The organism is Corynebacterium jeikeium, assembly GCA_003955985.1.
In the GTDB taxonomy this organism is placed as follows: domain Bacteria; phylum Actinomycetota; class Actinomycetes; order Mycobacteriales; family Mycobacteriaceae; genus Corynebacterium; species Corynebacterium jeikeium_D.
The window spans coordinates 784100-797883 of sequence record CP033784.1; the positions used below are offsets into that span (position 1 = coordinate 784100).

Sequence of the window (13784 nt, forward strand, 5' to 3'; positions counted from 1 at the left end):
ATCGTCAACAACGGGCCGGGGCTCCGATTCGTTCCAGGGGGAGCGGATTTTTCGCGAACGATCCGGTTGCTCTACTCGGTTGCTTTACGACGACCCCGTCGACGCGCGAAACCCATAATATTTTGTTTGAAAACCAAAAACTAGGCGTGATGTGTGACATAGGATGTCGGCATGTCAACCAATGTGCCTGCCAATGACCGAACTCTCCATCCTCAGCCGCGCACGTCGCCGCTCGCGAAGCCGTTGCATCACGACGTCGATCTGCGGGGTCTGCTGATCGGCACGGCGTCGGCCGCCGGGCAGATCGAGGGCGGTGACGAGAACAACGACTGGTTCGATTGGGCCCGCGAGCCCGGCAACATCGCCGATGGTTCGACCCCGCTGCGCGCCACCGACCACTGGAACCGGTGGCGGGAGGACAACGAGCTCATGGCGTCGCTGGGTCTGCCCATCGCTCGCATCGGCGTGGAGTGGGCGCGTATCGAACCGCGGCCGGGGGAGTTCGACCATGCGGTGCTGGATCGCTACCGTGAGGAGATTGCCGACCTGCGGGACAAGGGGATTCGTCCGCTGGTGACGCTCCATCACTTCGTCAATCCGCTCTGGTTCGCTCGGCGCGGCGGCTTCACCTCCGATGAATCGCCGGCGGCTTTCCTGCGCTATGCGGAGACGACCGTGCGGGCGCTCGACGACCTCGTCGACGAGTGGATCACCGTCAACGAGCCGAACGTGTACGCCACCCAGGCGCACATGTTCCGCTCGGGCCCGCCGGGCAACCGCTCGTGGGGCGACACGATGGCCGTGCTGCGCAACATGGCGGTGTCCCACATCCGCGGTTACGAGGTCATCCACGGCATCCAGGGGGATCGGGCGAAGGTCGGCATCGCCCACCACGCACGGGCGTTCGCGCCGCGCAATCCGCGCAACCCCATCCACCGCGGCCTGGCGCGGATCAATCGGCATCTGTTCCAGGACATCGTCGCCGACGCGCATCTGGCGGGGAAGTTCCATCCGCTGCTGGGCGGGGCGAAGGTCGGCCGCGGGTTGCCGTCGGGCCGCCACCACGACTTCCTGGGCCTGAACTACTACTCGCGCACGGCCGTCGACAAGTTCGACGACGGCACCTTCGTCGGGGCTCCGGTCAACGACCTCGGGTGGGAAATCCACCCCGAGGGCCTGGTCGAATGCGCCCGCGACCTGAACGAGCGTTTCGGCGGACCGGTCTGGATCACCGAAAACGGCACCTGCGATCTCGGCGATCTGGAGCTGTCGGTCGGTGGCGTGGACGCGGGCGTCGAAAAGCCGAATCCGGCCGGGGACTACGCCAACCCGGACGCCGGGGCTGCCGACCGCAGGCTGGAGTCGTTCCGGCCGCGGTTCATCCTGGAGCACCTGCGGGCCATCGCCGAGTCGGACGTGCCCATCGAGCGCTGGTACCACTGGTGCTTCGTGGACAACTGGGAATGGGCCGACGGCGAAGAGCCGCGATTCGGCATCGTCCACCTGGACTACGAGACGCAGGAACGGACGATGAAGCCGTCGGGCCACCTGCTGGCCGAGCTGGCCCGCACCGGGCGGATCACCCCGGAGCTGCACCGGCGCTACACCGCAGGCCGTCGTTACCCCGTCGCGGACGAACACACCGACCCCAACGTGCGGGCGCAGCCGCCGGAGCCGGATGGGGTGCAGGGATGAGCTCCTCCGAACACGCCGGCTCCTCCGAACGCGCCATCTCCGACGTCGGGCGTTTCACCGCCGACCCCGCCCAGCGCACGCCGGTGACCACCGGCTGGATCGTGCGGTACGGCCTGCTGTACCTGGGGCAGAACATCTCGTGGGCAGCGCCGACGCAGCTGTTGTTGGCGCAGCAGATCCTCATCTGGCATCCGGGGGAGAAGGAGGAGAAGTTCGCGCTCCTCATGGCGGTCGGCGGGTTCTTCTCCATCATCGGGCATCCGCTGGCCGGGTGGTTGTCGGACCGCACGGACACGCGCTGGGGCCGCCGCGCCCCGTGGATCCTCTTCGGCGGGCTGGCGGCGGCCGGGTCGCTGGTGTTCCTGGGCGCCGCGCCGGGCTTCATGGCGTTGACCATCGGGTGGGCGGTGTTCCAGCTGGCCATCGCGGCGTCAATCAACGCGGCCCAGGCGGTGGCGCCGGATACGGTGCCGGACAATCAGTACGGCGTGGTCTCGGGTGTGCTGGGGCTGACGTACACCCTCGGCGTGGTGCTGGGCACCGTCGTGGCCACGGTGTTCGACCTGGGGCTGGCGTACATCGTCACCGCGGCGCTGCTGCTGGTGCTCATCGGCCAGTTCCTGCCGGGCTTCCGCGACGTGTCCCGGGTGCGGTCGCAGGCGGCCGCATCTCCGGTGCTTGACGACGCCGGCGGGGACGCTGACGCCGTGGTGCCCGCCGTCGCCGAGGTGCCCGGAGGGCTCTACCGCGACTTCACGTGGGTGTTCATCGCCCGGTTCCTGGTGACCACGGGCAACTCGGTCGCGTTGTTCTACCTGTTCTATTACCTGCGCGATCACATCGGCCACCCCGATCCGGATGCCGGCGTACTCGTCCTCACCGGCGCGTATGCCCTGTGCGTCATCGTCACCGCGATCCTGTCGGGCAAAGTGTCCGACAAGATGGGCAAGCGCCGGGTGTTCGTGGCGTTGTCGTCGATGGGCGTCGCCGGGGCCTGCGCGATCATGGCGTTCGCCGGGAGCTTCGCCATGGTCGTCGGCGCGGCGGTGCTGTTGGGTCTGTCGTGGGGCGTGTTCATGGCCGTCGATCAGGCCCTGATCAACCAGGTGCTGCCCAAGGCCGATGAGCGCGGGCGTGACGTGGGCGTCATGAACCTCGCCGTCGCCGGCCCGAACATGGCCGCCCCGGTGCTCGCCGCCTTCGCGTTGGCGAACCTCGGCGGGTACCCCGGCCTGTACGTTTTCGCGGGCGCGCTCACCGCCGTCGGTGCGGTGCTGGTGTACCGGGTGCGGTCCGTGCCCTGATCTCCGTGCGTTGAACAGCGTGCGGCCGGTGCCTTAATCTTCGTGCCTTGAACGGCGTGCGGTCGGCGTTACGGTTTGATACCGTTCGTTGCAGTCGATGAAAGGTGTTTATCCCCGTGCGCCCCACGAAGAAGTTGTCCCCCGCCGCATTCGGCGCAGCGTCCCCCGCCGTCTCCTCTGTGGAGACCGGTGCCGAGGCCCGGTCCGCGAGCCGAGTCTCAGCGGCCCCGTCGTCCCGGACGTCCTTCGTCCGCAGGGCGTTGGCCCCGGTCACGGCGCTCGCGCTGGCGGGCACGTTGCTGTCGGTGCCGCAGGCGTCGGCCGGCGGCTCCGCCGGTCCGGCCGATCTCGGCGGGTTGGACTGGGGCGCGTGCCCGACCGCGGCGATGACCGCGCCGGGCACCGTGTGCGCGGACATCGACGTGCCACGTGATTATTCCGACCCGGAGGGCGCGACGATTTCCCTCACTGTCAGCCGGGTTCCGGCGACGGGGGAGCGCCGTGGCGTCATCGCAGGCAATCCGGGCGGCCCCGGCGGCGACGCGTTGGGAATGTTCTCCGACGAGGCCGTGAGGATGCCGACCGCCGTCCGGGAGCACTTCGACCTCATCGCCGTCGAGCCGCGCGGCCTGGCCTGGGGCACCCCGCTGAACTGCAACGTGGCGGACATCCCGATGACGGGTCTGCTCTCCGGGCAGGTCGGCGCGATGTACGCCTCCTGCGAAGCCAATGAACCGGGATACGCGGCGACCATCACCACGGAGAACACCGCTCGCGATCTCAACCATGTCCGCGACGTGCTCGGCCAGGACGTCATGCACCTCTACGGCCTGTCCTACGGCACGGATCTGATGAGCACGTACGCGACCCTGTTCCCGGACAAGACGGGCCGGATGGTGCTGGATTCCTCGGTCGATCCTGCCGACCGTTACTTTCGGCTCGGAGACTCGCGCGAGCCGTGGCGCCGCGAGGCTCTCAACGCGATGTTCCAGTGGATCGCCGACCGTGACGACGAGTACGGCCTGGGCACCACCGCCCTGCAGGTGTACGCGCGCTGGTCGCAGCGCATCAACGAGGAGGTTGGCGCGCCGGGTCAGGTCTACCCGCCGCCGACGCAGGTGGGCGACGTGCCCGCCGCCTTCGCCGACGACCCGGAGGCGTTCATGCAGCTGGCCGACGGCGTTCTGCCCGTCGCGTGGCGCAGCCATTCCTTCGCGGCGAACCTGATGCGCCCCGGCGCCGGCAATCAGTCGGTGCTGCTGCAGCAGACCTTCGCGGCGACGTACTCGGAGAGCATGTGGCCCGACATCGCCGACGCCGTGGTCACCGGCGAGGTGGAGACCCCCGAACTACCCGAGGGCGTGACCCCGGAAGACATGATGGCGCAGACCGAGGCGATGGGAACCATCGAGCGGGCGATCATCTGCAACGACAACGTCACCGCCGCCGACCCGTCCCGCATTCCCCGCACGTACCTCGACCAGTTCACCGGCGGCGACATCTTCCGCCTCAACGCCGATGCGCTGTCGTCGGGGCAGCTATGCCTCGGCTGGCCGGGGCAGGGCGCTGCCGTGGAACTCAGCGGCGACGCCCTCGAGTCGAAGCCGCTGCTGCTCCACTACGACCGCGATGCGGCGGTGACCGGCACGGGCGGCCGCGCGATGCAGGCGGTCATGGGCGGCGAGCTCATCGAGCTGCCGGGCCACGGCCACGGCGTGCTCGTCGCCCACAACGACGCCGACGAGATCGCCAACGTCGTCGCCGCCCACTACTTGGGCTGACCGGTCATGCCGGGCTGACCGGTCCGAGATTGGGCCGGCTACTTGCCCTTCGCCTCGTGGCCTTTCTGCCACTCGCGCACGTCGTCGGAGTTCCGCGGGTTCAGCCCGTGGAGCTTCGCCGCCGGCACCGGCGCTTTGCCACGGCCCGCATAGCTGGTGAACGTGCCGCGCGCGGTACCGGTGAACTCCGCGCATTCGGCGACGGTCCACAGCTCGACGCCGGTGTCCTTGTCGATGATGCGAGGATTCATGCCGCCGGGACTAGTTGTGCGTGACGACGGCAAAAGACCCGACATGACAGTGCCACCGACTTGTTACCGACGCTGTATGAAACCGTGACGCGCGCACGCGGTCGTGACATGCCTGTGACGGATTTCGGGGGTTAAGTGACAAAAAGTGTGTCTGATTTTCAGCCTATTTGCTGGTCAGGCCGCATAAAACGGGCTTATATAAGGTTCCAGACCTTATTCAGGCCCGTTTCTTGCTCAATCCACCGGAATGGCTCCTGCATGTGGTAACAGGGGCCTGGTTGTCTTTCTGGGTGACTCCAAACAGACCCCGATGCCCTATATGCGCTGGGCAAATGAAGAAAAACGGCACCACAACCAAAGGGACAACCAGGTGGCGATGCAAAAACCCTGACTGCGGATGCTCAACAACACGACACCGCCCCGATCAGACCCACACCCGGGATTTCAAAGCGTTTCACACCTACGTCACCGGCACTGCTTCTTTAACCAAGGTGGCCGACACCTTGAATGTCTCCCGGCGCACACTCGACCGCCGGTTCACCTCATTGTGGCTTATCGATGTCCCTAACACCCCCGATCCCAACCGGGTCTACGACCAAATCTTCATCGACGGCACCTACACCGACGCTGGCTGCTTACTTGTGGCAGCCAGCCACGACCACGTCATCGCATGGCACTGGACACAACGCGAAACCGCCCACGCCTACACCCAACTACTCAAAAACATCGCCCCACCACTATGCGTTGTCCTCGACGGTGGCCAAGGCGCCTACTCAGCAATCAAAACCTGCTGGCCAACCACCCGCATCCAACGCTGCCTTGTCCATGCCCAACGCGTGGTCCGTCGCTACACCACCAGCCGTCCACGCACCGACGCAGGCAAAGCTATCTACGCCCTGGCGTTGAAACTGACCCGTATCGCCACACTCGACCAGGCACGGGAGTGGACGCTGCGCCTGCATGACTTCGGACAGGTATTCAAAGCATTCCTCAACGAAAAAACACCCCTCCCCAAAGAACGCCGCACCCTCAACAACCAGTGGGAATGGACCCACCTGCGAGTTCGCAAGGCATACAACTCACTGCTGCACCTATCGCGCAATAACTGGCTGTTTACCTACCTGCAGCCACCACCAGAAGCACTCGAACCACAGCGCTGGGCATCAACAACCAACAGTCTGGAAGGCGGCGTCAACGCCCAGCTCAAACGCATCGCCGACGCGCATCGCGGCAGGTCCGGGGAACGCCAACGCAAAATGCTCGAGTGGTACCTGCACTCGAAAACGCAACTGCCTGACGACCCGCTAAAGATCGCCAGGCAGTGCAATTACGGACAAGATCAACTCGCCAAAGTCAACGATCTTGTCCCAGAAGACCACAACAAAGCCGACCACGAAACAGGACGACCAGCCTTCTACGACAACGCTATCCCAACCGAATACCAACACAACATAGGAATCCGGAAAGGGCCCATGAGATAAAAAGGGCCCACCCGGCGACACACCGAGCGGACACACTTTTTGTCACTTAACCCGATTTCGGGACGGATCCCGTCAAAAAGAAGAACACCCTCCGACGCTGGCCGGAGGGTGCTTTCACATGGAGGGGATGACGGGAATCGAACCCGCGTCTTCAGCTTGGAAGGCTGAGGTATTAGCCACTATACGACATCCCCATAGACAGAATTCCGGCTTAGACGCTCAATCATCTCCACCAGACCGTGTCTTGGTACAAGGCATATTAACCCGTTAATGCGCACATACAAAAATCGATGCCAGGTTTTTCTCGAAGGCTTTAAAGAAAAGTGGCTGTGGCCGGGAAAAACAGAAAATGAAGCTAAAGCAACGTGGGGTATGTGAAACAGGCGTATAGCCGTTGATTACACTGTCACACGACTCAACAAAGGGGCAGTCGTTTGAGAGGCTTCTTTGGGGAGTCGGCCGACGAATGGAGTGTTTGCAGTAAACGAGGCCGCCAAAAGCAGTGCCGAGGTGATGCAAACGCCCTGTGATATGCATGGTTTTCATGAAACCGGTAGTAGTTGGCAGGTTGGCTCTCGATGGCGTCGTAAAGCGTTTTCAGACAGAGCATTAGCCTGGTTGAACGCGTGGTTTTGTGATTTCATTAATCGTCAGGTAAATCTATACGGGTCCGTTGTGGAAACGCGATTTCGCGACTATGAGGGCCCCGGTGCAGATGCTCCAAAGGGGTTTCTGCTAGGTTTCGAATGACGCATACGGGGTATGGCGCAGCTTGGTAGCGCGTCCGCTTTGGGAGCGGAAGGCCGTGGGTTCAAATCCCGCTACCCCGACCAGTATCACGGGCACTCCCGTGGTCTATGAATTAATCATCGAGTTGCAGGAGAGTGCACCAGTGAAGTCTTCCGTTGAGAAGCTCAATGAGACCCGAGTGAAGATTACCGTCGAGGTCCCGTTTGATGAGCTGAAGCCAGAGTTCGACAATGCCTACAAGGCACTGGCTCAGCAGGTCCAGATTCCAGGCTTCCGTAAGGGCAAGGCACCGGCAAAGCTGATTGAGGCCCGCTTCGGCCGCGGCCCAATCCTGGAGCAGGTGCTCAACGACATGGTTCCGTCCCGCTACGACGAGGTCGTTCGCGAGGAGGACCTGAAGGTTATCGGTCAGCCTGAGGTTGACATCACCAAGCTGGAAGATGGCGAGCTCGTTGAGTTCACCGCTGAGGTCGACGTCCGCCCGGAGATCGAGCTGCCGAAGTTCGAGGACATCGCAGTTGAGGTTGACCCACTGGTCGCCGACGAGGAAGCTGTTGAGGCTGAGCTGCAGAATCTGCTCGCTCGCTTCGGCACCCTGACCGGCGTCGAGCGCGCAGTCGAGAAGGACGACTTCGTCTCCATCGACCTGTCCGCCACCATCGACGGCGAAGAGCTGGAAGAGGCTTCCACCGAGGGGCTGTCCTACCAGGTTGGCTCCGATGACCTGATTGACGGCCTGGATGACGCTGTTGTCGGCCTGTCCCAGGGCGAGTCCAAGGAGTTCACCACCAAGCTGGTTGCTGGCGAGCACGAGGGCGAGGACGCTCAGGTCACCGTTACCGTTCAGTCCGTCAAGGTCCGCGAGCTGCCGGAAGCTGACGACGACTTCGCTCAGATGGCTTCCGAGTTCGACACCATCGACGAGCTGAAGGAAGACCTGGCCCGCCAGGTCGAGAACACCAAGAAGGGTGAGCAGGCTCAGCAGGTTCGCGACAAGGTTCTGGCTGCCGCTATGGAGCAGACCACCATCGCTCTGCCGGAGGGCGTTGTCAAGGAGCAGGTCGAGGGCCAGCTGCAGCAGCTGCTGGGGCAGTTCGGCGGCGACGAGAAGGTTCTGAACTCTATGCTGGAGGCTCAGGGCACCACCCGCGAGCAGTTCGACGAGGACTCCAAGAAGTCCGCTGAGGAAGCTGTTCGCACCCAGCTGTTCCTGGATGCACTGGCTGAGGAGATCCAGCCGGACGTTTCCCAGCAGGAACTCACCGACCACATCCTGTTCACTGCTCAGTCCTACGGCATGGACCCGAACCAGTTCATCCAGCAGATTCAGCAGTCCGGCCAGCTCGGCAACCTGTTTGCAGACGTTCGCCGCGGCAAGGCTCTGGCCACCTCGATCCTGAAGGCTTCCGCCAAGGACACTGAGGGCAACGAAATCGATCTGAACGAGTACTTCGGTGAGGTCGAAGCTGAGGCTGAGAAGGCTGAGTCCGACAAGGCTGAGGACAACTCGGCTGAGTAAGCCCCGCCGTTAGCGCGACGCATTCCTTATGCTGCAACGCTTATAGCGAACAAGGGCCGTTCCTGAAACAAAGGGACGGCCCTTTTCGTTACCCTCTAGTGAACGACAAACTCGCACACGTACGAAGAAGGAGTACACAGATGAGCGATAACGCCCAGATGTCGACGAACACGGTTTTCGACAAGCTGCTCAAGGAGCGCATTATTTGGCTGGGTGAGCAGGTCGACGACGAGATTGCCAACAAGCTCTGCGGTCAGATGCTGCTCCTGGCAGCTGAGGACCCGGAGGCGGATATCTCGCTGTACATTAACTCCCCGGGTGGCTCCGTCACCGCCGGCATGGCCATTTACGACACCATGCAGTTTGTTCCGTGCGACGTGGCTACCTACGGCATGGGCTTGGCAGCTTCCATGGGTCAGTTCCTGCTCGCCGCAGGTGCTAAGGGCAAGCGTTACGCACTGCCGCACGCCCGCATTATGATGCACCAGCCATCTGCAGGTATTGGCGGTACCGCATCCGACATCACCATTCAGGCTGAGCAGTTCGCTGCCACCAAGAAGGAGATGGCTCGTCTGATTGCGCAGCACACCGGTCAGCCGGTCGAGCGCATTGAGGAAGACTCGGACCGCGACCGCTGGTTTACCGCAGCTGAGGCTAAGGAATACGGCCTGGTTGACCACGTCGTGACCGCTCTCAAGGACACCGCACGCTAAAAGCGGACAGTAGCGAATAATTAGAGGCGATTTAATCAACATGGAGATGAACAATATGCAGATGCCGCAGTCGCGCTACGTGCTTCCTTCTTTCGTGGAGCACTCCAGCTTTGGTGCTAAGGAATCCAACCCATACAACAAGCTCTTCGAAGAGCGCATTATCTTCCTCGGCTCCCAGGTCGATGACACCGCCGCTAACGACATCATGGCGCAGTTGCTGGTGCTTGAGGGCCTGGACCCGGATCGTGACATCACGATGTACATCAATTCCCCAGGCGGCTCCTTCACCTCGCTGATGGCCATCTACGACACGATGCAGTACGTGCGTCCCGACGTGCAGACCGTGTGCCTGGGCCAGGCTGCCTCCGCGGCAGCCGTGCTGCTCGCTGCGGGTGCACCGGGTAAGCGTGCAGCTCTGCCGAATGCGCGCGTGCTCATTCACCAGCCGGCTACCCAGGGAATCCAGGGCCAGGTTTCCGACCTGGAGATTCAGGCGAACGAAATCGAGCGCATGCGCAAGCTGATGGAGGAGACGTTGGCTCGCCACTCCGGTCGCACTGCAGAGCAGATCCGCAAGGACACCGACCGTGACAAGATCCTGACCGCTGAAGAGGCCGTCGAGTACGGCATCATCGACCAGGTCTTCGAGTACCGCAAGCACAACGCCTAAATGGGGACATGGTCTCTTTGGAGTGCTGCGCACTGGCCGTCGTAAAGCACCGGGCGAGATCGCGTGAAATTCGCCTCGCCCCTGGCGTGGAAGCCGGTATTTGCGCACACTCACGGTAGGCTGGTCTGAAGCAGTTATTGGCAACGAAGCGGAAAGGCGGCGGCGGGAGCCTCATGGCGCGTATGCAAGAAAGTGCGGATTTGCTGAAGTGCTCTTTCTGTGGAAAGAGTCAGAAGCAGGTCAAAAAGCTGATTGCCGGACCTGGTGTGTACATCTGTAATGAGTGCATCGAGCTCTGCAACGAGATTATTGAAGAGGAGCTCAACACCGGCGGCGAGGCAACTGGCAACGACGACCGCCTGCCGCGTCCGATGGAAATTCGCGACTTCCTCGATGAGTACGTCATCGGCCAGGACATGGCAAAGCGCACCCTAGCCGTCGCGGTCTACAACCACTACAAGCGCCTTCGTGCTGCAGAGACCAAGTCGGACAACGACGTCGAGCTACAGAAGTCGAACATTCTCTTGCTGGGGCCGACAGGCTGTGGCAAGACCTACCTGGCACAGACGCTGGCTCGCAAGCTGGATGTGCCGTTCGCAATCGCTGACGCCACCAGCCTGACCGAGGCCGGCTATGTCGGTGAGGACGTGGAGAACATCCTGCTGAAGTTGCTGCAGGCTACTGATTTCGACGTCGAGAAGGCGCAGCGCGGCATCATTTACGTCGATGAGATTGACAAGATCTCGCGTAAGTCTGAAAACACCTCTATCACTCGCGATGTCTCCGGTGAAGGTGTGCAGCAGGCGCTGCTGAAGATTCTCGAGGGAACCGTAGCCGCCGTGCCCCCGCAGGGTGGGCGCAAGCTGCCAAACCAGGAGTTCATTCAGTTCGACACCTCCAATGTCCTGTTCATCGTCGCCGGTGCGTTTGCCGGTCTGGAGAAGGTCGTGCAGGAGCGTGTCGGTAAGAAGGGGCTGGGCTTCGGCGCAGATGTCACCTCGGCTAACGACGCGGATATGAAGGATCCATTCCGCGACGTGCTGCCGGAGGACCTCGTTCGATTCGGCCTGATCCCTGAGTTCATTGGTCGCCTGCCCGTCATCGCATCGGTCACCAACCTCGATGAGGACGCGCTGGTTCGCGTACTCACCGAGCCCAAGAACTCCCTGGTCCGCCAATACCAGCACCTGTTCGACATGGATGGTGTGCGCCTCACCATCGACGACGAGGCACTGCGCGCCATTGCTGCCAAGGCGATTAGCCGCAATACCGGCGCCCGTGGTCTGCGCGGCATCATGGAAGAAATCTTGGTTCCCGTGATGTTCGACGTACCAGAGCGTGACGACGTTGCGGAGGTCATTGTCCACAAGGAATGCATCACGGACGGTGCAGCGCCAGAACTCGTTGAACGCAGCGCGGACAAGAAGACTGCGTAAAGGTAGCTGAAAACCCGGTTAGAGCGCCTGCTCTAACCGGGTTTTGATGTCTGTGTGGAGCCCTAGTCGTCCATGCCGTAGATGTCGCGGTAATCCGGGGCATCATCAGCAGCCAAGTCCTGAGTCTCTGGGTTGGGCTGATCGCCATAGACCTCTGCGCCAAGCGCGGACGAGTTCGCGCCATGGGAGGCCAGCAAGGAAGTGTACGAGCTTCCCGGTTCGTTGCGAGGCGAGGATGTCAACAGGCTGGTCACGGTGTCCTGTGCGAACTCACGCAGCTTGTCCGACAGCACCGTCGACTGCATTTCAATGCCGTAGAGGTTTTCAAAAGTCCGTTGGTGCAGGGTGGGGAAGGTGGCCAGTGAGAGCACGAGAATATAAAGATCAAGTGCGGAAATGTCAGTGCGGAATGCACCGTAATCGCGGCCGAGCAACAAGATGCGGTCAAACTCCAAAACAATTGGGCTCTGACCACCAAGCCCAGTCACGCCTTCTAGCGGCAGGACCGGATGTAGGTTTTCCTGGATGATGAACCGCACGGCGAGCGGGTTCGCCGAGAAGTAGTCATAGATAACACCGACCACATGCTGCAGGGCTTCCACCGGCACATTGGAGTGCGGGCGCAGGTCGTCGTCGTCAGGCCTTACGGTCTCCAGCACATGTGCCCACGTCGCCCTGTAGAGTCCCAACTTGTCACCACAGTGGTAGTGAAGCATGCGCTTGGAGACACCAGAGGCGGCAGCAATGGCATCCAAACGGGCATCTGCATACCCCTTTGCGGTGAATTCTTGAAGTGCTGCCACCAAGACTGCATGGGGGATTGCATCAGAGGAGCCTGGAGACTTCATGAAAATCCTTTGCTTGGACTAGAGAGAGACTAAGGGGTTTTGGCTATCTAACGGGGGTGAAATTGGTCAGTCGCGGACTTCTTTCTAGTGAAATGAGTACACGACCGTAAGTCATGCCTAATGCTATCCGTTTTTCAGAAATGGCCTGAGCGCATCGCCCCCGTCTGCGCCAATTCTGTAGTCGCATTAGAGTGGGCAGCGAATTGATTCTCTCTCGAGAAAGGCCTGAAGTGAACAAGACTCCCGTAAAGGTTGCAGTTACCGGCGCCGCCGGACAGATCGCTTACTCCCTGCTCTTCCGCATTGCCAGCGGTTCGGTTTTCGGCCCTGAGACCCCGGTTGAGTTGAACCTGCTGGAGATCACTCCGGCGCTGCACGCCACCGAAGGCGTCGCCATGGAGCTGTTTGACTCCGCCTTCCCGCTTCTGACTGGCATCAACATCACCGATGATCCGGCAAAGGCATTCGACGGTGCCAACGCCGCCTTCCTGGTCGGTGCAAAGCCGCGCGGCAAGGGCGAGGAGCGCTCCGCACTGCTGGGCGCCAACGGCAAGATCTTCGGCCCGCAGGGTGCTGCACTGAATGATCACGCAGCAGACGACATCAAGGTTCTGGTTGTCGGCAACCCGGCCAACACCAACACCATGATTGCCGCATCCCACGCTAAGGACATCCCGGCAGAGCGCTTCACCGCCATGATGCGCCTGGACCACAACCGTTCCCTGTCTCAGCTGTCGGAAAAGATTGGTGTTCCGACCACTGAGATCAAGAACATGATTGTCTGGGGTAACCACTCCGCAGACCAGTTCCCGGACATCACCTACGCCACCATTGCAGGCGAGAAGGTCTCCGACAAGGTGGACGCTGCGTGGGTCGAGCAGGACTTCATTCCGCGTGTCGCCAAGCGTGGCGCAGAAATCATCGAGGTCCGTGGTTCCTCCTCCGCAGCTTCCGCTGCCGCAGCCGCAGTTGACCACATGCGTGACTGGGTCACGGGTACCCCAGAGGGCGAGTGGGTCTCTGTCGCCCTTCCGTCCGATGGCTCCTACGGCATCGACGAGGGCCTGGTCGCTGGTGTTCCGTGCTACGCCAAGGACGGCGAGTGGGTTCGCGTTGAGGGCCTGGATCTCTCCGAGGTTCAGCGCGCTGGCATCGAGCGCAACGTCAAGGCACTGCGCGAAGAGCGCGAGGCTGTTAAGGACCTGCTGGTCTAAGAGCTGTTCAACGGCCGTTTAGAGGCGCTCTCTTGTGATGATTTCACAAGAGAGCGTTTTTATTTTGCGCGGTAATCGCGGTTTGGCTCGGAGCGGGAGAAAGGCTTGAATTAGGCGGTGTA

General features: G+C 61.9%; 11 protein-coding genes and 2 tRNA genes. 10 read left to right on the forward strand and 3 right to left on the reverse strand.

Annotated elements, in window-relative coordinates:
- Nucleotides 1-171: 171 nt before the first annotated feature.
- The 3 genes from EGX79_03485 (at nt 172) to EGX79_03495 (ending at nt 4780) form a co-directional block, all read left to right on the forward strand.
- The gene (locus EGX79_03485) at nt 172-1695 is read left to right on the forward strand and encodes a glycoside hydrolase family 1 protein (protein ID AYX81325.1); all 1524 of its coding nucleotides are present in this window, start codon (nt 172-174) and stop codon (nt 1693-1695) included.
- Complete coding sequence (locus EGX79_03490; protein AYX81326.1) at nt 1692-2999, forward strand: MFS transporter; 1308 nt, start codon at nt 1692-1694, stop codon at nt 2997-2999. Before EGX79_03485 ends, EGX79_03490 begins: the two co-directional genes overlap by 4 nt.
- Before the next feature lie 116 nt (nt 3000-3115).
- Nucleotides 3116-4780 carry an alpha/beta fold hydrolase gene (locus EGX79_03495; protein AYX81327.1) on the forward strand — a complete coding sequence of 555 codons (1665 nt, stop codon included), beginning with the start codon at nt 3116-3118 and terminating at the stop codon, nt 4778-4780.
- A gap of 38 nt (nt 4781-4818) precedes the next feature.
- On the opposite strand, the gene EGX79_03500 is transcribed toward EGX79_03495, so the two are convergent.
- Nucleotides 4819-5031, reverse strand: coding sequence for a hypothetical protein (locus tag EGX79_03500; protein AYX81328.1), 213 nt, complete (start codon nt 5029-5031; stop codon nt 4819-4821).
- A 230-nt stretch (nt 5032-5261) separates the two neighbouring features.
- Between EGX79_03500 and EGX79_03505 the strand changes: the two genes are divergently transcribed.
- Nucleotides 5262-6512 carry an IS1249 family transposase gene (locus tag EGX79_03505; protein ID AYX82706.1) on the forward strand — a complete coding sequence of 417 codons (1251 nt, stop codon included), beginning with the start codon at nt 5262-5264 and terminating at the stop codon, nt 6510-6512.
- Nucleotides 6513-6631: 119 nt separating this feature from the next.
- Here EGX79_03505 and EGX79_03510 read toward each other — a convergent pair.
- A tRNA-Gly gene (locus EGX79_03510) sits at nt 6632-6706 on the reverse strand.
- Nucleotides 6707-7268: 562 nt separating this feature from the next.
- Between EGX79_03510 and EGX79_03515 the strand changes: the two genes are divergently transcribed.
- The 5 genes from EGX79_03515 to clpX all read left to right on the forward strand — a co-directional run bounded on the left by EGX79_03515 (nt 7269) and on the right by clpX (nt 11600).
- Nucleotides 7269-7345: transfer RNA gene (locus tag EGX79_03515), tRNA-Pro, on the forward strand.
- Nucleotides 7318-8781 (forward strand): trigger factor, encoded by a 1464-nt coding sequence (locus tag EGX79_03520; GenBank protein ID AYX81329.1) that lies wholly within the window; start codon nt 7318-7320, stop codon nt 8779-8781. Before EGX79_03515 ends, EGX79_03520 begins: the two co-directional genes overlap by 28 nt.
- A 140-nt stretch (nt 8782-8921) precedes the next feature.
- A complete protein-coding gene (locus EGX79_03525) occupies nt 8922-9494 on the forward strand; it encodes an ATP-dependent Clp protease proteolytic subunit (protein AYX81330.1) in 573 nt (190 codons plus the stop codon).
- Nucleotides 9495-9534: 40 nt separating this feature from the next.
- Complete coding sequence (locus EGX79_03530; GenBank protein ID AYX81331.1) at nt 9535-10164, forward strand: ATP-dependent Clp protease proteolytic subunit; 630 nt, start codon at nt 9535-9537, stop codon at nt 10162-10164.
- A 173-nt stretch (nt 10165-10337) separates the two neighbouring features.
- Complete coding sequence (gene clpX / locus EGX79_03535) at nt 10338-11600, forward strand: ATP-dependent Clp protease ATP-binding subunit ClpX (protein ID AYX81332.1); 1263 nt, start codon at nt 10338-10340, stop codon at nt 11598-11600.
- 62 nt (nt 11601-11662) lie between these two features.
- Here clpX and EGX79_03540 read toward each other — a convergent pair whose 3' ends face one another.
- Complete coding sequence (locus EGX79_03540) at nt 11663-12448, reverse strand: TetR/AcrR family transcriptional regulator (protein AYX81333.1); 786 nt, start codon at nt 12446-12448, stop codon at nt 11663-11665.
- A gap of 230 nt (nt 12449-12678) precedes the next feature.
- On the opposite strand from EGX79_03540, the gene EGX79_03545 reads away from it, so the two are divergent.
- Entirely contained in the window at nt 12679-13662 is a 984-nt protein-coding gene (locus tag EGX79_03545) for a malate dehydrogenase (protein ID AYX81334.1), read from the forward strand.
- Nucleotides 13663-13784 lie beyond the last annotated feature (122 nt).

Coding starts and splice junctions, on each gene's coding strand:
- EGX79_03525 (AYX81330.1), top strand. CDS start 8,922: ATGAGCGATAACGCCCAGATGTCGACGAACACGGTTTTCGACAAGCTG.
- EGX79_03530 (AYX81331.1), top strand. CDS start 9,535: ATGGAGATGAACAATATGCAGATGCCGCAGTCGCGCTACGTGCTTCCT.
- EGX79_03490 (AYX81326.1), top strand. CDS start 1,692: ATGAGCTCCTCCGAACACGCCGGCTCCTCCGAACGCGCCATCTCCGAC.
- EGX79_03540 (AYX81333.1), bottom strand. CDS start 12,448: ATGAAGTCTCCAGGCTCCTCTGATGCAATCCCCCATGCAGTCTTGGTG.
- EGX79_03485 (AYX81325.1), top strand. CDS start 172: ATGTCAACCAATGTGCCTGCCAATGACCGAACTCTCCATCCTCAGCCG.
- clpX (AYX81332.1), top strand. CDS start 10,338: ATGGCGCGTATGCAAGAAAGTGCGGATTTGCTGAAGTGCTCTTTCTGT.
- EGX79_03500 (AYX81328.1), bottom strand. CDS start 5,031: ATGAATCCTCGCATCATCGACAAGGACACCGGCGTCGAGCTGTGGACC.